Annotated in this window: 16 protein-coding genes and 1 pseudogene; 6 read left to right on the top strand and 11 right to left on the bottom strand. The window is 52.4% G+C overall.

Translation table 11 applies throughout. From position 1 onward, the window contains the following. Positions 1 to 163: 163 nt before the first annotated feature. From DWY79_RS11070 to DWY79_RS11060, 3 genes are all read left to right on the top strand, one after another. Entirely contained in the window at positions 164 to 1,684 is a 1,521-nt protein-coding gene (locus DWY79_RS11070) for a DUF4099 domain-containing protein (protein ID WP_118032881.1), read from the top strand. A gap of 87 nt (positions 1,685 to 1,771) precedes the next feature. Further along, positions 1,772 to 3,874, top strand: a complete 2,103-nt coding sequence (locus DWY79_RS11065; RefSeq protein WP_118032880.1) for a type IA DNA topoisomerase — start codon at positions 1,772 to 1,774, stop codon at positions 3,872 to 3,874. Beyond that, positions 3,871 to 4,326 (top strand): DNA-binding protein, encoded by a 456-nt coding sequence (locus DWY79_RS11060; protein WP_118032879.1) that lies wholly within the window; start codon positions 3,871 to 3,873, stop codon positions 4,324 to 4,326. The genes DWY79_RS11065 and DWY79_RS11060 overlap by 4 nt, the downstream gene beginning before the upstream one ends. Here the strand turns inward: DWY79_RS11060 and DWY79_RS23035 are convergent. After that, positions 4,309 to 4,452, bottom strand: a pseudogene (locus DWY79_RS23035) (DNA methylase); the annotation flags it as partial. The gene DWY79_RS11060 and the pseudogene DWY79_RS23035 sit on opposite strands and share 18 nt — an antisense overlap. Beyond that, a complete protein-coding gene (gene ltrA, locus DWY79_RS11050; protein ID WP_118032878.1) occupies positions 4,431 to 6,104 on the bottom strand; it encodes a group II intron reverse transcriptase/maturase in 1,674 nt (557 codons plus the stop codon). The gene ltrA and the pseudogene DWY79_RS23035, both read right to left, overlap by 22 nt. A 939-nt stretch (positions 6,105 to 7,043) precedes the next feature. Here ltrA and DWY79_RS11040 point away from each other — a divergent pair. Next, complete coding sequence (locus DWY79_RS11040; protein WP_004327332.1) at positions 7,044 to 8,093, top strand: type II toxin-antitoxin system RnlA family toxin; 1,050 nt, start codon at positions 7,044 to 7,046, stop codon at positions 8,091 to 8,093. Between the two features lie 4 nt (positions 8,094 to 8,097). After that, positions 8,098 to 8,484, top strand: a complete 387-nt coding sequence (locus tag DWY79_RS11035) for a type II toxin-antitoxin system RnlB family antitoxin (RefSeq protein ID WP_004327330.1) — start codon at positions 8,098 to 8,100, stop codon at positions 8,482 to 8,484. Positions 8,485 to 8,732: 248 nt separating this feature from the next. On the opposite strand, the gene DWY79_RS11030 is transcribed toward DWY79_RS11035, so the two are convergent. The 8 genes from DWY79_RS11030 to DWY79_RS10985 form a co-directional block, all read right to left on the bottom strand. After that, entirely contained in the window at positions 8,733 to 9,224 is a 492-nt protein-coding gene (locus DWY79_RS11030; protein WP_117912760.1) for a dihydrofolate reductase family protein, read from the bottom strand. A 410-nt stretch (positions 9,225 to 9,634) separates the two neighbouring features. Then, entirely contained in the window at positions 9,635 to 9,994 is a 360-nt protein-coding gene (locus DWY79_RS11020) for a helix-turn-helix domain-containing protein (RefSeq protein ID WP_117912754.1), read from the bottom strand. Then, positions 9,969 to 12,068 (bottom strand): bifunctional DNA primase/helicase, encoded by a 2,100-nt coding sequence (locus tag DWY79_RS11015; RefSeq protein WP_117912752.1) that lies wholly within the window; start codon positions 12,066 to 12,068, stop codon positions 9,969 to 9,971. Before DWY79_RS11015 ends, DWY79_RS11020 begins: the two co-directional genes overlap by 26 nt. Next, on the bottom strand, positions 12,031 to 12,459 hold the full coding sequence (locus DWY79_RS11010; RefSeq protein WP_028728041.1) for a helix-turn-helix domain-containing protein: 429 nt from the start codon (positions 12,457 to 12,459) through the stop codon (positions 12,031 to 12,033). Before DWY79_RS11010 ends, DWY79_RS11015 begins: the two co-directional genes overlap by 38 nt. 229 nt (positions 12,460 to 12,688) lie before the next feature. After that, on the bottom strand, positions 12,689 to 13,525 hold the full coding sequence (locus DWY79_RS11005) for an RteC domain-containing protein (protein WP_117912750.1): 837 nt from the start codon (positions 13,523 to 13,525) through the stop codon (positions 12,689 to 12,691). 147 nt (positions 13,526 to 13,672) lie between these two features. After that, the gene (locus tag DWY79_RS11000) at positions 13,673 to 14,518 is read right to left on the bottom strand and encodes an AraC family transcriptional regulator (protein ID WP_117543734.1); all 846 of its coding nucleotides are present in this window, start codon (positions 14,516 to 14,518) and stop codon (positions 13,673 to 13,675) included. Between the two features lie 222 nt (positions 14,519 to 14,740). Continuing rightward, on the bottom strand, positions 14,741 to 15,259 hold the full coding sequence (locus DWY79_RS10990) for a hypothetical protein (protein ID WP_117543738.1): 519 nt from the start codon (positions 15,257 to 15,259) through the stop codon (positions 14,741 to 14,743). A 30-nt stretch (positions 15,260 to 15,289) separates the two neighbouring features. Next, a complete protein-coding gene (locus DWY79_RS10985; protein ID WP_081356590.1) occupies positions 15,290 to 15,592 on the bottom strand; it encodes an immunity 17 family protein in 303 nt (100 codons plus the stop codon). Positions 15,593 to 15,722: 130 nt separating this feature from the next. Here DWY79_RS10985 and DWY79_RS10980 point away from each other — a divergent pair, with 130 nt between their 5' ends. Continuing rightward, positions 15,723 to 16,478, top strand: a complete 756-nt coding sequence (locus tag DWY79_RS10980; RefSeq protein ID WP_117912747.1) for a WG repeat-containing protein — start codon at positions 15,723 to 15,725, stop codon at positions 16,476 to 16,478. Between the two features lie 883 nt (positions 16,479 to 17,361). Here the strand turns inward: DWY79_RS10980 and ppdK are convergent. Then, complete coding sequence (gene ppdK, locus DWY79_RS10975; protein WP_008772196.1) at positions 17,362 to 20,082, bottom strand: pyruvate, phosphate dikinase; 2,721 nt, start codon at positions 20,080 to 20,082, stop codon at positions 17,362 to 17,364. Between the last annotated feature and the right edge of the window lie 232 nt (positions 20,083 to 20,314).

The following is a 20,314-nucleotide window of genomic DNA, read 5'->3' as shown; positions in this document are numbered from 1 at the left end:
TTTTGGTATTTTTCACAGGAAAGGGCTGCGACAAACCTGCGAACCGGACGACAAGTGCGGACAGCCCGCCCCGGACTCGCACGTTCCCCGTGTTTCTCCCTCTATATTTACGCCCGGTTTCGTTTGAGAACCAATAGTATTCACCATTTAAAAACATTAGATTATGGACGAACGACCGGACAGCAGCCAGCAGTTGATGGACATCCTGCTCGTCATGGACGAGAAAGGCACGCTCCAAGCCGTCAGCGGAGTAAAAGACGGCGAGTTACAGACCAAGAACCCACTGGAGGACAACAACGACCTCCTGCGGGTGGATCGCCACGGCGATATGTTTTCAAATTTCTTTTCCAACCTCTGGAGCCAGTTGAAAGATCCGACCCGCTTCCATTTCTTCCGTGTGCCGGAAGAGGAGGTGCAGCGGGTAGCCGCCGATTTCCGGCAGCGGGAGAGCCGGTCGGTCAAGACAGGTGAGCCGCTCCTCGCACAGTACGAGGTGCAGCCGCCCGTGCAGGCACAGCAGCAGACCCAAGCCGGGCAGCAGCAACAGCCGGAGGATGCGCCGCAGCAGTCCGCCGGGCAGACCGAACAGAACCCGCAGTACAAGTACCGCCCGGAGGACATCGACTGGAACAGCCTCGCTGCCCTCGGCGTGCAGCGGGAACAGATTGAGGGCAACGGGATGCTCGACCAGATGCTCCGGGGCTTCCAGACCGACAAGACCGTCCGGGTGCATTTCCACTTCGAGGGCATCTCGCACAGCAACGATAGCCAGCTCTCGCTCAAACCCGGCACGGACGGCAGGCTGACCGTTTGCAGCCACGGCATCCTCGACCCGGAGAAGATGCAGAAGCAGTTCTTCGGTTACGACATCACCGACTCCGACAAGCAGGTGCTCCGGCAGACGGGCAACATGGGACACCCGGCGACCGTCACCAACCGGGCGGGCGAGCAGGTCGAAGCCCTTGTCAGCCGCAACCTCAAGACCAACGAGCTGGTCGCTTTCCCGCTCTCCAAGGTCAATATCCCGGCGGAGAAGAACGGGCATACCTTCACCCCGGACGAAATAGCCCGGCTCAAACAGGGCGAGGCGGTGGTCTGCCAGTTCCTTTCCAGAGCCAAGGAGGGGGAGCAACCCAAGATCTACCCGGCTCCCGTACAGTTCAGCGCAGCCAAGATGCAGCTCGAATTTCTCTTCGGCGACCGGGGCAAGCTGGCGATGGATGCGTACAAGACGAACCTGAAACAGACCGCCAATCAGGAGGTGCCGAAGACTTTCCGCAAGCAGGAGCTTACCGAGAAGTCCCGCTTCGAACTCGAAGCCGGGGGAACGGTCAAGGTCTCCGGTCTGGTGGACAAGAAAGGAAAAGCCTACCAAGGCTACATCACATGGAAGCCCGGCGAGAAGCCCGCCTTCATGTTCCCCAAGGACTACAAGGCGGCACTCGAAGAGGGGCGTGTCAAGCCCGCTGTGGAGAACGAGGTGCAGGTGGCGGTCAATTCCGAGGGCAAGACCGTAGAGGCGACCCGCAACCTGAAAGAAGCCCTGCAATCCGCACAGCAGCGCCCCACCGGGGAGCAGAAACAGCAGCAGGAGCGCAAGCAGGAGCAGAAAGAGGGCCGGAAACAGGCACAGAAGCAGGAACAGCCCGACAAGCCCAAGCGCAGCCGGGGTGTCCGCCGCTGATTTCCCCGCTATTCTGTAAATGAATTACCGGTTATCCCGTCCGAGCGGCGGGATAACTTTTGTCAAACCGTTAAACTTTAAAGAAATATGATTACAGCAGTTATCGCTGAAAAGCCTTCCGTAGCGAAGGATATAGCAAACGTGTTGAATGTCCGGGAGCGGCACGATGGCTACCTTTCAGGTAACGGCTACCTCGTTACCTGGGCGTTCGGCCATCTCGTCCAGCTTGCCATGCCCGAAGCATACGGCTATGCGGGCTTCCGGCGTGAGAACCTGCCCATTCTGCCGCAGGGGTTCAAGTACATCCCCCGCCAGATACGGGAGGGCAAGGAGTACAAGCCCGCCCCCGGCGTGCTCAAACAGTTGAAGGTCATCAGGGAGGTTTTCGACCGTTCCGACCGTATCGTCGTGGCGACCGACGCCGGGCGTGAGGGCGAAGCCATTCATCGGTACATCTACAATTACCTTGGCTGCCGCAAACCCTGCCTGCGCCTCTGGATCTCCTCGCTGACCGACCGTGCCATCCGGGAAGGGCTGGATAACCTCAAGCCCGGAAGCGACTACGACAACCTCTACCGTGCCGCCGAAGCCCGTGCTATCGCCGACTGGGAGATTGGATTGAATGCGACTCAAGCGCTTTCCATCGCCGCCGGGCAGGGCATCTACTCCCTCGGACGGGTGCAGACGCCCACCTTGATGATGATTTGCTCCCGTTATCTGGAGAACAGGGATTTCACCCCGCAGACCTATTTCCGGCTGAAGGTTACGGCGGAAAAGGACGGCACGCCCTTCGCCGCCATCTCTGAATTGCGTTACGAAACCCTTCCGGCGGCAAACGCCGCCCTCGCCGCTGTAACCAAAACGGGGACGGTGCAGGTTGCCGACGTGCAGCACAGAGAGGTGAGCCAAGAACCTCCCTTGCTCTATGACCTGACCGCCTTGCAGAAAGAGGCGAACGGCAGGTACGGCTTCTCGGCAGACAAGACCCTCTCCATCGCCCAGTCGCTTTACGAGAAGAAGGTGTTGAGCTACCCCCGTACCGGCTCCCGCTACCTATCGGACGATGTGTTCGACGAGATACCCGATCGTATCGCCCTGCTGGAGCGGTACCCGGCTTTCGCCGCCCATGCCGCCGCCCTGAAAGGAGCTTCGCTCAACCGCCGCAGCGTGGACGCAGGGAAAGTCACCGACCACCATGCGCTCATCATCACCGAGTGTCTGCCTGGCGAGCTGTCCGCCGACGAGCGCACGGTATACGACATGGTAGCCGCCCGCCTGCTCGAAGCCTTCTCCGCCCGTTGCCTCAAGGACGCTACCACCGTCTCTTTCACGGCAGGGAACAGCGTGTTCACCGCCAAGGGGACGGTCGTCAGGTCCGCCGGATGGCGTGCCGTGCGGAACGAGCGGGACGAGGACGACGAGGGTACAGCCGCTTTGCCACCCTTGCAGCCCGGCGAGTCTTTCCCCCTGCAATCGGCGGAGTGCGTGGAGAAACAGACCAAGCCCCGTCCCCTGCACACCGAGAGCAGCCTCCTTTCGGCGATGGAGCATTGCGGCAGGGAGTTGCGGGACGACGAGCTGCGGGACAGCCTGAAAGGGAACGGTATCGGCACGCCCGCCACCCGTGCCTCCATCATCGAGACCCTCTTTGCCCGTGACTACGTGCGCCGGGAGAAGAAGAGCCTCGTGCCGACCGACAAGGGGCTTGCCGTGTACCAGATAGTGAAGGACAAGCGCATCGCCGATGTCGAGATGACCGGGCAGTGGGAGACCGCCCTCGCCAAGATCGAGAGCGGGGAGATGAATCCCGACACCTTCCGCAAGGGCATCGAGGTCTATGCCGCCCAGATTACCGAAGAACTCCTGCAAGTGCAGGTATCGGTGGCGGACGGCGGACATATCCCGTGTCCCAAGTGCCGTTCCGGTCGCATCCTCCTTTACCCGAAAGTCGCCAAGTGCAGCAACGTCGATTGTGGGCTTACCGTCTTCCGCAACAAGGGGGAGAAGCAGCTCACCGACAGCCAGATTGCCGACCTCGTGACCAAAGGCAAAACATCCCTTATCAAAGGCTTCAGGAGCAGGGAGGGCAAGCCCTTCGATGCGTACCTCACCTTCGACAAGGACTTCCACACCGTGTACGGGTTCCCGCCCCGTACGGACAAGCCCAAAGGAAAGGAGCGCAGGCGATGAACGGCATCGGTTGGATCACCGTGGCGGAAGCCGCCCGGCTCTGCGGCACGGACGAGCTGCGCATCACCCTCTGGATGAACGGCAACCACATCGCCTACGCCCGTTTCGACGGCATCCTGATGATCGACGGCGCATCCCTTGCCGCCCTGTTCAGCCGCAACCGGGTCGCCACCATCTACGAGGACGTGGCGCAACAGCGGGGCAAGCCCGGCAGACCGGGCAGGCTCCGCCGCCTGCTCGACACCCCGCTCGACACCTTCGGCTTGTCGCAGCGCATCGTCCGGGCGTGCCGGGAGCTGGGCGTCTTCACCGTGGAGCACCTGCTCGTCCACCTCCGCCGCTTCCGCTTCTCCCGCCTGTACTGTGTCCGCAACTTCGGCAGCGGATCGGCAGCCGAGACCCTCCGGCGGCTCCGGCAGGACGGCTTGACAGACGGCGGCAGCATCGGGTAGGTCAAGGGCATTACTGCCCTCTTCCCCCCTCAGAACCGTACGTGAGGGTTTCCCCTCATACGGCTCAAGCTTTTCAAAGTCTCTGTTCGTGTGCAGAGACCGGCTCATCCTACTTCTTGTTTCCATTGTTTTTTACGGGATAATTTGAAACATTCATCATGAACCAACAGATTGCATTTCCGTCCGTCTTGTACGGTCGGCATTACATTCCATGCCTTATGCGTGTCAATCGGTTCACCACATATCGGACATTTCCGACCTTGCTTTTCCCATAGGTAAAGCAGGGATTTACGTCCTTTCAGCGTCACAAGCATCTTTGACTTCATTCTTTTATTGAAGTACAGGCGGCAGTCTGCGTCAAACGGATTCATGTCCCCCTTTATCTGCGTATATTGCAGAAAAGGAAACGAAGATGCCAGTTTCAACAAAGTAAGTTGGTCTTCTTTGCCGTTTGATTTCTTGAACTTAGCCGCAAAAGTCCAGCTATTCCCTCGGATATTGTGCCAATAGCGGTCTTTTATCCACCGTTTCCCTTTCTTGGAATGACGGCGTTTAGCCCATTGCCACAAGGCGAGAAATATCTGATGGTCGATTCTGTGAAAAGAATCACGTGTCGCCCCATGCTGATAATATGCTCCCCATCCTCGAATTTTAGCATTCAACATCCTGATTAATGATTCCTGCTTGCAACCCTTATGACCTTTTGTCACCTTACGGATATTCTCCATAAAGCGTTTTTCGGCTTTCTTGGTCGGCTTGGTCAATATTTCATTGCCGAATTTGCGGATGTTGAAACCGAGAAAATCGAAACCGTCATGGATATTGGTTATCACCGTCTTTTCTTCTGATAAGGTCAGACCTCTTTCAGACATAAAGTCGGCTACCAATGGCTTGATTTCCTTTTCAAGTGTTTCACGGTTCTCGCAGGTAATTATAAAGTCATCAGCGTAACGGACAAGATTCACCATTGGCGAATATAACTTACCTTTGATTCTAACTCGTTTATATTTCTCTGCAAGGACTTTCTGCAATCCGTCCAATGTCATATTGGCAAGCGTGGGAGAGATAATGCCACCTTGTGGCGTTCCCTCCTCTGTCGGGAACATCTGTTTGTTGAAGATATAGCCGCATTTCAACCACTTTCGGAGTATTGCCTTGTCCATAGGGATGTTGGCAAGCAGCCATTCATGGCTGATATGGTCGAAGCACCCCTTTATGTCACCCTCCAGAATCCATTCGGGAGAATAGCCTTTTCGGAGAATGTTATGGCATTGCATTACCGCGTCCATACAGCGGCGTTCCTTGCGGAAACCGTATGAACGTGAGTCGGCTGTTGTTTCCGACACTGGTTCTAATGCCATAAGGTAGAGTGCTTGCATGGCTCTGTCTTTCATTGTCGGTATTCCCAACGGTCGCAGTTTGCCATTACTCTTTTTGATGTGGACTCTTCTCAATGGCTTCGGCTGGTAGCCTCTGCGTTTGAGTTCGCTTATCGCTTGTGTTTTTGCTTCAGGTTTCTCCCATGTTTCCATGTCCACTCCGGGGGTGTTGCCACCTCCGTTAGAAGTAACTCTCTTTACGGCTAAGGCTTTTGCGTAAAAAGAGTGGGTCAGCGTCCACTGCAAGGCTTTCACCTTGTTGTATCTGCCTTCCTTCTGAGCCTTTACAATTCGTGCTTGTAGCTTTCTGACGGCCAACTCCGCTTTAGTCCAGTCTATTCTGTCCCAAAGTGTTTGCTGATTGTCAGCAGGCGCACACGATGTCTTGTTTTCGTTCATTTGCTTTCCTCCTTTTGAAAGTTCTAAAAGTTAATTGTAAAGAATCACCATTTGACAACATTCGGTTTGATTGCCTACCTAATGTCGTCACAGAAGTCTGCCCACTTTCGTGTCGGATGATGTCGCCCACATCAGCCCGTGATGTCGGTTCAATCCGTATCCGCTCCATTACAGAACGGCATTCGCTTTTTCTGTTATCTTATACCTGCACACCATTCGGCTTTCATTGCTGTCAGCTTACCTGTCATTTTTACATGACAGGAGATATACAGGCTTACCATGTTCCACATAGATAACTAACGGATAGGTTAGGTTCTGTCTCATCCTCCGGCGGTGCTTATATCCGTGTAATCCTACCATGGAGAGGATTAACCGACCGCTTCCCTTTTGGGTAGAGTGTGCCAGTATCTTACACTCTTTCGTGACATTACGAAGTTTACTAACAGTTCGCTTGCGCTAACCATACTATCCAGCCTCGCCACTCTACGGTATGATACTAACCGTACTTGACTTCCCCTCACGGTTCTGTCTTGTCTTGCGAAAGTGTACTTCGTCCCGACCGCTTAATACAACATTAAGGTGCATCGGTCGGTAGGCTACCGCTGACGGAACAGCGGGTTAAAGCTGATACCCGTAAGTATCATTCCAACAATTATCTATGCGACTTCATGTCGCACCCACGGGATTTCAAGGTCTTGTACCCGTAATCCCGGCAATATTCACTATCTTTACCAGCCGATTATATAAGAAGGCGGATTTGTCTTTCCCATAACCGACTGGCAAATACTCGAAAGGATTTCGAACCTATTCTGTTCATAATATGAAGCGTTCCATTTCCCTTTAAACAGCCTTTTTACAGCTCAAAAAGGGTTAAATGCTTGAATTTGTGGACATATATTCGAAAAATATTGTATTTTTGTACCCGAAAATAGGACGACAATGGCTAAAAAGCACTCATTATCTGTTGAAAACATAGATCAGGTTGCTATTGATTTTATAGCGACAAAACCTTCATATTCAATCAAAATAACAGATTGCCAAGAAGGTAAATTAAAAAAAATAGCAATAACTCATAATAAGGAAACTGGTATCTTAAACTGTTTTATTAATGGCGGGCAAGTTTCTTATAGTACGCAAGGAAAAGCACATTTAAAAGGAATATGTGAAGAATGTTGGAACGTTATCCTTCAAAATACTTCAATTCCTTGCCCTGATAAGAAAAGCTTTACGGCAAAAGGAATAAGTGAAGAAGATTTTGATGCTTTTATAGATGTATTATCGGAAAGTGATGAAATCGAAATAACTACGGTCAATACAGATAACAATCCTGCTATCAGGAACCAATATCATTTAAAGGGGAAATATGATGCCAAGGTATCTATTATTTTTTATAATAATGGGACTTTATTTTTACAGGGAGCTGTAACAGCTTTTTATATTGAGCTTATTACAGAAATAATGGAGACAATATCTTCTGTTCCAACCGAAGTAATGGAAGACTTCTTGGCTATTCAACCTTTAGTAGGATGTGTGATAGAAAAAGATTTGAATAAGCATTTCACGAAAACTGAAAACATTGAAGGAAGTATTCTTGAAGATTTTCTGAAAACATCTATTGCTCTTGCTAACTCCGGTGTTGTGGTTGATGATTACGGGTGTTATACATTCGGTATAATGAAGGCTTTGGATGGCTTGATTAGCAAAAGACTCTTGGAAGACGCACCGGATTTTAAAGATTATGGTACATATTTTGAGAGAGGTAAAGATGGAAACTACCATTTTTTGGAGAATGTGGGAACTTACAATGGTAATCCCTCGTTAAAAAGAGCATTGGAAAAGGCGTATGACTTTTATAACAAGAATCGGCATACAACTTTCCATATTGATCGCAGGAACTTAGAAACAAGCAGAACCTTATATTATGATGAAGCGGTGAACATAATAAAGGATGGACTTGTTATTATAAATGACTTATGTACTAATTGGTAAAGAAATGAAGACAAAAGATTATCAAATAATCTCTTTAGGAGAACGAAGTTTTTTAGTAGTAGTTCTGTCATTGGAAATGACGGATTACTATTGGACTGCTCTCCAATCAGAATTGGCAAAATATAATGTTGCCGATGCTGAAGTTTATTTTGATTTTCTATACCGTAACGGATTAAAAAATAGATTTTTCAAAACTAAGCTCATGGGAGTTAGTCTATTGAATAATTCTTTGAGAAAATGTAAAGCTACACAAGAGTGTATTAGTGCTTCTGATAAATTCTTTACTTTGCATAAGGATGTGATTGAACATAGCGTATTATCGTCTATTCAAAAAACATTCTTTAGAAAGAAATTAGACAGAACTAATATTCTTCCGACAAATGTACTTTAACATTATAAAGGAATTAATATATTAGAACAAAAGGTGCATCATTGATGCACCTTTTGTTTATACTTCAAATTTAGGCATCAGTAAGACCTAAATTCAACATATCTTTGTCATTCCAACTATTTCCGTTATCTTTGCGCCAGTAGAACCTGCCAAGCCTCTTGATAATGCTCAAATCGGCGGGTCGTTTTTTTATAACCCGTCATCCTTTCCTGAATGACCCAAGCCACTTTTCAGTGGCTTTTTGCATTTCATGGGCATACCCTTCCGTACACCGTCCGGATTTTCCCGTCCTCCAATACTTTGCTCGACCGCACGATCCACGTCCTGCCGTCGTTCAGCCCGCACTCCAGTGCCTTCTCGCCGCCGCCGACCAGCACCGGCACGGTTATCACCACGATTTCGTCCGCCAGCCCGTTATCCAAGAGCAAAGCCCCGGTTTCCGCTCCGTAAGCCGTTACCGTCCCTTCGCCGTCCGCTTTTATTCCCCGCAGTTCCGCTGCCGCATCCCCTGTAACAAACCGCACCCGTTCCTTCTCCGTCAAATCAATACAGCCGTCCGTCACGACCAAAGTTTCTTTTGCCGTGAGCGGCCAGCCCAGATGGTTCAGGTAAATGCGCAGGTAGGTTTCCTCGTCGATCAGCACGCAGCCGGAGGCATCCACCGCCGCATCAAAATACTTGTCCGATCTGACCGGACAACCGTCAATGGATTGGTACACATGCAAGGTAATCTGTTTCATATCAATGTGTTTTTAAGGATTATGTCCGCCTCGCACCCAAAAGAACAGCGTGAACTCACACTATCCCGACACGAAGGTACTGGCATACCTAAAAGACAAGACAGGCAAGCCCACGCCGTATAAGCATACAGCATGAACATTGCGCTATACATCTTGTCTTTTTTGAAAAGTGCCAGTTTTCCGTGTCAAGACGTTCAGCGAACGTACAATATGTATATCAATCCCCGCCTGCTTCCAAGCCGGGCATGAATCTTCTATGTCACGACAGAGACCGTGCCCGAGAGCACCGCCTTCTGTCTTCGTATGGCAAAGATACGGAAACTTCCCGAATAACAAAACAATAGCCCCGCCTAATCTCACGATCCGGCAGGGCTTCATCCACTAAAAGCACCGTCAGAAAAATGTCATTCTCACGGGAACAGCCCCCTTTTCCTGCGCCTTTCCTCTTTCCGGGCTTCCTTCTCCTTGCGTTTCGCAGCCCGTTCCTCCACGTCGGCGAAACGGGTGCGGATGAACTCGTGCACGTCCTTCGTGCGGTAGAACACCTTGCCGCTGATGGTGAAGTACGGCAGCACCCCGATGGCACGGTAGCGTTGCAGCGTGCGGATGCCCACCTTCAGCAGCAGGCACAGGTCTTGGTTGTCCAGCACCTCCTCGCCGTCGAGCGTGTTGTTCTTCCTCAGCACCCTTTCCAGCAATTTCTCCGTCCGGTCGAAGCGTTCCATGATGCGCTCCATCCAACCCTCAAACTCTTCCCTGTCCGTGTACATAGCAGTCGCCCTCCTTTTCGATGATTTCCTTTTCCCGCATATAGCGGATGTAGCCTTTCGCCGTCCGTTCCTTCACTTCCAGCATCTCCTGTATCAGCTCGCACAGTTCGATGTAGCCGTACTTCTCCTGCCGGGCGAACGCCTCCCGTGCCATCTCCGCCAGCTCCTTCTCCTTGCGCTTCTCTTTCTCCGCCCTCGGCTTCTCGCCCACATAGACGGGCATCCCGGCTTGCTTGTCCCATCTGAACTGCATCAGCGGAATATCCAGCGGGCTGCCGTCCCTGACCTTCAACGCCTTCACCACCGACACCTCCGGGTTCTCGTCCTTCTCGATGGAGAGGATGGCGGCGGACTTGCGTTGCAGCTCGCTGCCGAGGTGTCCCCGCAGTTTCAGTCCGTTCGGCACGAAATGCACCACGGCGGCGATGCACGTGCGGTAGATTCCCGCCAGCCGGTAGATCTCGTCAATCAGTGCCACGCTCTCCGCCTCGTCGTTGGCGCAGCGGATCAGGTCCGCCACCCCGTCGATGACGACCAGATGGATGCCCCCGTGCAGGTAGTGGTACCGGTCCATGCTCTGCACGATGGCGGTCAGCCGCTCGCTTCTCGACATCCCCGTCAGGCAGTACACGTGCAGGTACTCCGGCATCCGCTCACGCCCGGCACGGCGCAGCAGCCGCCCCGTGTTCTTGTGGAGCTGTTGCTCGCTCTGTTCCGTGTCGTAGAGCAGCACCGCACGCCCCTTGCGGTTCGGCTCCACCCGCACCCCCAAGAGATCGGCGTCCGTCTCCCGTTCCATGATCGCCCCGGCGACCAGTGCGGCGGTGTAGTTGCTCTTGCCCGTCCCTTCGCCGCCCGTGATGCAGAGGATGTTCTCTTCCGAGCCTAACGGCACGTCCCCGGCGGTAACGATGGCGACCGCCTGTTCGGGCGGGTGGTCATAGTCGATCTCGCACGATTTCAGCATCGCCAGCGTGTCCCCGTACAGCGTGTCGAGCAGTTTCAGGAACAGCCCCATCAGCTCCGCCCTCGTGTGCCCGGCTTTGAAGTAGTCCGTCACGTCCTTCTCCGCCTTCGTCCCCGGCAGCGGCAGCACCAGCCGTTTCACCCCGTACTCCGCCAGTTGCGCACGGTGCTTCTCCGAGCATTCCAGCCCCGTCTTGTCCGTGTCGTACAGCAGCACGATGTGCTTGAAGCGATAGACCAGCTTGCGCACGGTCTTCGCCGGGATGACCGAGGTCTCCGAGTTGAAGCAGATGGCGTGGAAGCCGTGCGCCGCCAGCGTCAGCACGTCCTTCTCGCCGCCCGTGAGGAAGAGCAGGTCGCCCTTCGAGGGCAGTTGCTCCAGCCCGAAGCAGTAGTTGTCGCCCGTGTGCCCGCCATAGACGAAGCGCACCTCCGACATCGGGCGATAGACCTTCACGCCCCATTTCCCCCTGTACCCGAACATCGGTTCCGCCGGGGTGGAGCTGAAGCCGAACGCCTTGCCCTCCCTCGTCTCGCCCCGGTACTCGGCGAGCGATACCGTCCCGTAGCGGCGCAGCACCTCCACGGTGATGCCCGATGCGCCCCAGTAGGCAAGCTCCCCCTCGGTGAAGGGCTTCTCCGCCGCCCGGTAGGGCTTCGGTTCGGGACGGTCGGCGGACATTGCCGCCTCTTCCGTGTCCGTTCCGGCTTCCCCGGCGTCGCCGCCCCTTGCGCCCGGCACGGGTCGCAATCTCCGGCAGCCCCCGGTTCCCACCGTCCCGTCGGTCGGGTTGTCCCCGTCCAGTCCGAGGCACAACTCCCGGTCGATGGTGTGCAGCACCTCCACGAAGTCGGCGGCGTTCCGGCAGTCCAGCCCTTTCAGCTTTGCCACGAGGAAGAAGCAGTCTCCCGAATAGTCCCCGTTGCCGAAGTCCTTCATCCGGTACGTACCGCTCCGGCGGTCGTAATACACGTTGCACGAAGCCTTGCTGTCGGCGTACAGCGGGTTCAGGAAGTTCCTGCCCACCCGCCACTTCACGGGCAGGTAGTGACGGAACACGTCCAGCCCGTTACTGGTTCTTGCCAGCACTTCTTCCTTTCTTACCATAGCTTCCGTTTTTTCGGTTATGCAGGGGATGTTCCGCTATCATCCGGTCGATCTTGGCGGCGGGCGTCTCCACCATCCACCGCTCACGCAGGCTCTCGACAGCCTGCCGGGGATAGCGTATCTGCCGCCCGATCATCGAATAGGGGACGATGTTCTTCTGGCGGTAGCGTTGCAGGGTGCGGTGGCTGATGTCCAGCGCCTCGCACACCTCCTTGTGCGTCATCCACTTCGGGTCGGCTTTCCGTCCCTTGGTCGCAGGGCTTTCCGCTTCCTCTTTCCGTTTGCGCTCCGTTTCCTCCCGGTTCCGGGATTCCTCCACGTAGGCGGTTATCTTCTCGATCTTCTCCACGAGCAGGCGGTAGGCGTTGCTCTCGATGGTCATTATTTCCATTGTCGTACTCATTTTTAGGTTTCTGCCGCAAATGTCGCCCGATTCGCCGGTTTTTCCTGCCACTATATCAGCACCTTGGCAAAGATTTTTTTTCGGGGCGCATTTTAGCCCTTGCCGCCGTTCCGGGCGGTAAAAAGGACCGAGACGGGGTAAAAAAGAGCGTCCGGAAGGCTCTTTCCAGCCCTTCGGACGCTCCCTTCCCGTGTCCTGCCGCCCCGTTGCCAACTTGCTACCGGCTATCCATGTCCCGCATCTTTTTCAGCAGCCTCTCCTTCATCTCGTCCAAGAACGCCGTCGGGTTCTGTTGCCCCCGCAGCCTGCCGAAAGCGTGGTACACGTTGCCCAGATCCACGTGGAAATGCTTCTCGAACAGCGCAGCCAGCTCGCCGATCTCGGCGTTGCCCTCGTCCACGCTTCCCGTCACGTGTATGCCATAGACGAGCAGTATGGCGGCAACCTTCGTGTTCGTCCAGCGGTGTTCCTTCTCCGGCACGGCTTCCGTCTCCGTCCCCTGCGCCGCACGCTCCATCCGGCGGCTCAGGTGTACCAGCAGCATCTCCACCGAGATCAGCCGTGCCGCCAGTATGTCATAGCCCGTGGAGAACTCCGCCTCCTCGTCCAGCACGAAGCTGCCGCTCTCGGGGCTTAGCTCGTCCTTCGCCCGCAGGAAATAGTAGCTGTCCCGGTATGTCGCCCCGCTGTGGTAATACTGGTAAAAGGGCAGGTAGCGTTCCATCATCCGCTCGGCACGCTCCATCGCCTTGCGGTAGTACGGTTCGGCGACACGCAGGCAGGCGGGGCAGCCGCTCTCTATCTGGTACACCCGGTAATAGTACAGCAGCCTGCCCGTCAGGGCGGGCTTGTAATACTTGAAGTAGAGGATCTCCTTCGCGTCCCCGGCGAACGGATGGGCGAGGGCGTACTCCTTCAGTTCCCGGTTCTTGCCTTTCAGGTACGAGACCATCTCACGGCAGACGCCTATCACCTCCTTGCCGTCCATGCCGGGGGCTGTGGTCGCCATGCGCTGATCCACCTCCTTCAGCAGCCCGTTAAAATATTCTTCCATATAAATCTTGTTTCATGTTGTTTATAAGGGCGCAAAGTTAGCGGACGGCAGGGAAACGGACGTTCTGAATCTTCACCGCCGGATTCGGATTGTCCGCCAATCGGCTCCGGACGGTCGGTTTTTCACGGCAGGGCTGGAAAAGGGAGGCTAAACGGTACGGGCGCACCGGGCGATTTCACGGATTTCGGCAGGAGTAGCCTTCAGGTGCTTCTTGCAGAAGTCCCACAGGTAGCTCGGAGTGGCGAAGCCGCACATGTCGGCAATCTCTTGAAGGGGCATGTCCGTGTCCGCCAGCAGGGAGGTCACGTGCGCCTTCCGCTGTTCCGTCAGCCAGCGGTGCGGAGTGGTGTTCAGCTCCTCCTTGAAACGCCGTCCCAGCGTATTGACCGACATGGCGCATTCCCGTGCCAGTTCCTCCACGTTCTTCACCTTGGGCAGAGCCAGTGCGATTTCTTCCCGGAACGAGCAGCCCCGCAGGTGCGGCAGGTACTTTTCCACCTCCTGCAAGTCCGCCTTGCCGAACATCGGCGGTATGCCCTTGCGGTACTCGGACGCCCGTTCACGGCGGAAGCGGAACAGCAGTCCCGCCAGACGGTTGCAGAGCACGTTCAGGTGCGGGTATTCGTCGTAGGCGTTGATGCTTGCCTGCATCCGGCAGAGGAACAGGAATCCTCCGCAGTCCCTTTCCCGGAAATACGCCTCCGCCGTTTCCAGCAGGAAGTCTGACGAGCTTCCGTGGCGGTGATAGGCGACCAGTATCAGCAGCCCGGCTTCCTCCTTCACCCGGTACGAAAGTACGGGGCGGTGTTCCCGCAGCAGCTCCACCAGCCGTACCATCCGTCCGTTCTCCCGTGCGAGCCGTTCCGCCGCAATCCATGTCACCGGACGCTCCGCATCCGTTTGCGGCAATACCTTGCGTACCTTTTCCATCCACTCCCGCCATCCCTCCCGGACGGCTTCATTCATTAGAATTAGTGTAAGATTCTGTTTCATTTTGTTTCAACACGATATTAAATAATACAAATCTTACACGAAATTACAAATTGTTTGCAATAGATGTCCTGCCGACACCCCGTATCGGTCACGATATTTCCTTGAATTACAGATTCGGATTTTGCTCCATAGGTCCGGATATTCAATCGTGAAAAACAGAAAGGCTGTGCCGGTTCCACCCGCAGAACGGCATGACAGTAAGCAGGGGGAGCCGGAAGAAAGTCATTCGCCGGTTGGTGAGTGCGTCTTTTCAACGGGATATTTGCCGTCCCGTATCTCCTGCAACCTTTCGATCAGCGGTTGCTCCTTGGAATGGTTCTTTTGTTCGGCTATAATGAAGAACGATGCAAAACTGCCGATAACATACAGCCAGAACAGGCATTGACCGAGCAATTTCCGGTATTCGCCCATTGTCTCGTACTTCGCCTGCATCGCTTTCAGCTTCGCAGGACGGTAATACAGCTTTCCGGCAATCCAGATAAAAGGGGCGAGCATCGCTGCGGCGAACAGGTAGGCAACCGGGTTGAACCTGCTCCATTCCACCTTGTCCGTCAGGGAAGAGAACCAGCCCGTCAGCATATCCCATCCCCATGCCTCGAACAAAAGATGGAGAGCCATCAGGTTAAGAAACCACAGGATTGCCATCGTCCACGTGGCATTGGAGATAACCGCCTTGTCTTTCCTTGCACGTTTGTTCTTGCTCCAGAAGTAATACATCCAGTATGCCGGTTCCTTGAACATAGATTCCTCCTTTCCTTGTTTTCCGCTTGCTTATCCCGTTACGAAGAACAGCAACAGGGCGCATCCCGCTGCGGCGGCAACGATCAGCCCCAGCCAGAAACGGTAACTCCTTTCACCCAGCGTACCCAGCCAGAAATTCCCTTCCCAACTTCCCGGACGGGAGTACGTCCACCGCCATCCGCAGACAATCCCCACGAGCCACAGCAGCAGGATTCCCGCCACGATCAGGTAGCCGTACCTCGGATGCGCCTGCAACCACTCCGGCAGACCCTCCATAAACTCGCTTATCTTATCGAACCATTCCATAGCAATAACAGAAAAAGCCAAATTCATACCTTACGGACGAACCGTTATATATCAAAGCAAAAATAGCGAAAAGTCCAATCACTCAAAAAGTTTCACCGCAAAATTCTTTTCCGTTTGGAAGAAATACGTTTTATTTGCACCTATATAGCCGCAACGTATGAAGAAAGCCTCCCCACATAAAAGAACCAGCCGGTTGAAGCTCCCCGGATTCTTCGACCACCTCTTTTATTGGACGTGGCGCAGTTGTCGGCACGGCTTCCCGGACCGTAGTTTTGCGGTCATCAGTGTGGTTCAGTTCGCCTGCCTCCTGTTTCCTGTCGCCATCGCTTTACAGTTCTTGGACACTCCGGCTGTCCGTTTTCTTTACGAGACAGACAACCGCCTTACGTTTTTCCCGCTGATACTGCCGTTCCCCGTATTGCTCTGGAGGAATATGCGCATCTATACCGAGGAGCGTTACCGCATGATGCACGACTATTACGGGGCGTTCCATGTATCGGTACGGCAACGCTATCGCCTCCGTTTCCTTGTCTGCATGGTGCTTGCAGTCCTTGCCATCCTGCTTGAAATACGGCTGTTCACCCTTTATCATGACCGCTGCACGGCCATATCCTCCGGCAACAGCCATCCCGCAAGCCTCTATGTCCCGTACCGGTATGACAACGGCAACGACCCCGTGCAGGAAGGCGTTTACCGCATCATCGATGAAAAAGGGCGTATCGGATATGCGGACAAGCATGGCAATACCCTCATAGAGCCACGCTTCGCTTTTGGCTTTCCTTTCGAGAACGGGAAGGCGAAAGTAACCGACACGGGAGAACAGAAAGAAGTTCCCGGTTCGGATGGGGAATACCGCTATTGGGAAAGCGATGATTGGTATTACATCGACCGGAAGGGGCAAAGGATTGAATAAAAGCCCCAAGACTGCCCTAAATCCGACATTCCAGCCCCCCGCCTGCCAAGCCCTTGCAGGGCAAGCACGAAGCCGCCAAGCCCTATCGGAACATCCCGTTCATCCCACCTTTCCCCCGAAACAAGCACCAAAACTCAAAACCAACTCATTTACAATAACTTAAAAGATTTTCGGTGCAAGCCGCAAAACAGCCCTGTGGCTGGTGCAAGGTGCAGCTATATATATAAATATAGCTGCACCTTGCACCACAGAAATACACGCTGAAAATCAATGCTTTACACTTCTGGTAAAACCACTGGTGCAACCTCGTTTCTTGCACCGCCTCCTGCTTTTATGCTTTTCCTGTAATCCGGTAATCCCGAAAAATAAAAAATCCCCCGAAACATTTCCCTTTTTCGGTCAAAATCCCTATATTTGCATCAGTTCCAAGAGCAGAGCGAAGCAATGCAGCGAAACCCGCACAGCTACCAAATCGCTACCGGCTACCGAACTTTCTACTCTTTAAGTCTTATCTACCAACCGATTACAAAAAAACGATTGTTTTTCTTCAAAAAACGAATGAATTAATCGTTCGTTTTAATTAGTCGTTTATATCGATTATTTTATAGGGAACATATAGGTTTAGTAAAATACCCCAAAAACCGCATCAAAATTATATTCTAAAGTCTTTTTGACTTTCATAAGTAAATGTTTTTTGCGATATTTGCAAACGACTAATTAAAACGAACGATTAAACTAGTCGTTTTGTTGCCTTCCCCACCACTTCAATATCCTGATATATAAGATTATACCATATGACTATAAAAAAATAGAGGGTAGATTGATCACTCAATCCACCCTCCTGTCTATCGTGTGCTTAAACTATTAAAAATCAACCCCTTGATTAGTCTTCTAGAGCCGCTTGCGCCGCCGCGATACGAGCGATGGGCACTCTAAAAGGTGAACATGATACGTAATTCAAGCCAACTTTATGGCAGAACTTAACGGAAGAAGGCTCACCACCATGCTCGCCGCAAATACCACATTTCAAATCCGGACGGATGGCACGACCTTTCTCAGTTGCCATACGAACCAGCTGTCCTACACCATTTTGGTCTAGTACTTGGAACGGATCGACCTTCAAAATCTTCTTCTCTAAGTAAACCGGTAAGAAGGAAGCGATATCGTCACGAGAGTAACCAAATGTCATCTGAGTCAAGTCATTCGTTCCGAATGAGAAGAATTCAGCGCTGGAAGCGATACGATCCGCTGTCAATGCCGCACGAGGAATCTCGATCATCGTACCTACCTTGAATTCGATACGATCGCCAACTTCCTTGAATAGCTCTTCGGCCGCGGTACGGATCACCTTCTCTTGTTCCTTGAATTCATATAAGATACCTGTTAATGGTACCATGATTTCCGGTTTAGCCTCAATACCTTCTTTCTTCAAATCCAAAGCGGCACCTAAAATGGCCCGAGTCTGCATTTCCGTAATTTCCGGATATGTATTACCTAGACGGCAACCACGGTGACCCAACATCGGGTTATGCTCGCAAAGAGATTCCACACGTTTTTGGATCTCCTTAACGGACACGCCCATAGTCTCAGCCATTTCCTCTTGACCTTTCAAATCGTGAGGAACGAACTCATGCAAAGGAGGATCGAGCAAACGAACGGTAACAGGACATCCGGCCATAGCCTTGAAGATACCCTTAAAGTCCTCTTTCTGATAAGGAAGGATCTTCGCCAACGCTTTCTTACGACCTTCAGCGTCCTCGGCCAAGATCATCTCACGCATAGCTTTGATCTTCTCACCCTCGAAGAACATATGCTCCGTACGGCAAAGGCCAATACCAACGGCACCGAAGCTACGAGCGATCGAAGCGTCGTGAGGCGTATCAGCGTTTGTACGAACTTGCAATTTTGTATATTTATCGGCTAAAGCCATTAACTCCTCGAAATCACCCGATAACTCAGCGGCTTTTGTCTCAACCTGCCCGACATAGACTTCTCCGGTCGTACCATTGATAGAGATATAATCACCTTCTTTCAAAGTCACGCCATCAACGTCTACAGTCTTATTCTTATAATCGATGTTCAAGGCACCAGCACCGGATACGCAGCACTTCCCCATACCACGAGCTACAACAGCGGCATGAGATGTCATACCTCCACGAGCGGTAAGGATACCTTCGGCGACAGCCATACCGGCCAAGTCTTCCGGAGAAGTCTCAATACGGACCATGACAACCTTTTTGCCATCGGCATGCCATTTAGCGGCATCATCAGCGAAGAATACGATCTGTCCGGTAGCGGCACCCGGTGAAGCCGGCAAACCTTTTACCCACACTTTCGCCAGTTTCTCGGCTTTTTTATCGAATACAGGGTGAAGCAACTCATCTAATTTATTCGGCTCGATACGGTTCAACGCTGTTTTCTCATCAATCATACCTTGATGCAATAAGTCGATAGCGATTTTCACCATAGCGGCACCGGTACGTTTACCGTTACGGGTTTGCAAGAACCAAAGTTTACCCTCTTGTACGGTAAATTCCATATCTTGCATATCCCGATAATGATCTTCCAATTTCTCTTGGATAGCGTCTAATTGCTTATAGATTTCCGGCATGGCTTCTTCCATGGACGGATATTTAGCGATACGTTCTTCTTCTGAGATTCCGGCACGTTCAGCCCAACGTTGTGAACCGATCTTCGTGATCTGTTGCGGGGTACGGATACCTGCTACAACATCCTCACCTTGAGCGTTAATCAAGTACTCGCCATTAAACAAGTCCTCACCATTACCCGCGTCACGAGAGAAACAAACGCCTGTAGCGGAAGTATCGCCCATATTACCGAATACCATGGCTTGTACGCTAACCGCCGTTCCCCACTCGTCTGGAATACCTTCCATCTTACGATACAGGATAGCACGCTCATTCATCCAGCTATTGAACACGGCACAGATAGCGCCCCACAATTGCTCATAAGCGCAAGTCGGGAAATCCTGTCCGGTCTGGGCCTTAACGGCTGCCTTAAATTTAGAGACCAATGTTTTCAAGTCTTCAACGTCAAGCTCGTTATCTAACTTAACGCCTTTCGCTTTCTTTACTTCCTCGATGATCGCCTCAAACGGATCGATATCCTCTTTGCTTGTCGGTTTCATGCCTAATACGACATCTCCGTACATTTGAACGAAACGACGATAGGAATCCCAAGCGAAACGAGCGTTGCCCGTCTTACGAGACAATCCTTCCACTACCTCGTCGTTCAAGCCAAGGTTCAATATCGTATCCATCATACCCGGCATGGACGCACGGGCACCGGAGCGAACTGAAACTAACAGAGGATTGGCAACATCACCGAACTTAGAGTTCATTAACGTTTCGATATTAGCGATCGCCTTCTCAACATCCGCTTTCAGCAACTCTACGACTTTATCTTTGCCTAACTCGTAATACTCTATACAAACTTCTGTTGTAATCGTGAATCCCGGAGGAACCGGTACACCAATCAGATTCATCTCGGCAAGGTTAGCGCCTTTACCACCCAGCAGATTTCTCATATCTGCCTTACCTTCGGCTTTTCCATTTCCGAACGTGTAAACTCTTTTTCTTTCCATATTCGACAGTATTGAATTTAGATTCTAGTTTTGTTGATTTCAACTGTTATATTGCTATCTCAACTTTGCAATGCTGCAAATATATGCTATTTCTACTTTGCAAGCACGAATAGCGTTAAAGATTTTTACATGTTTTACAACTATTCTTTACCATTTATATCCAGCAAATGCTTACATTTGCGTGCGGAAGTTTGTTGACGCTTCCATTTCCCATCGGATTTCCCGCCTATCT

The organism is Parabacteroides sp. AF27-14, assembly GCF_003635425.1.
Lineage (GTDB): Bacteria > Bacteroidota > Bacteroidia > Bacteroidales > Tannerellaceae > Parabacteroides > Parabacteroides distasonis.
The sequence above is the reverse complement of the archived record's forward strand: the minus strand, read 5'-3'. Positions and strand labels throughout refer to the sequence as shown.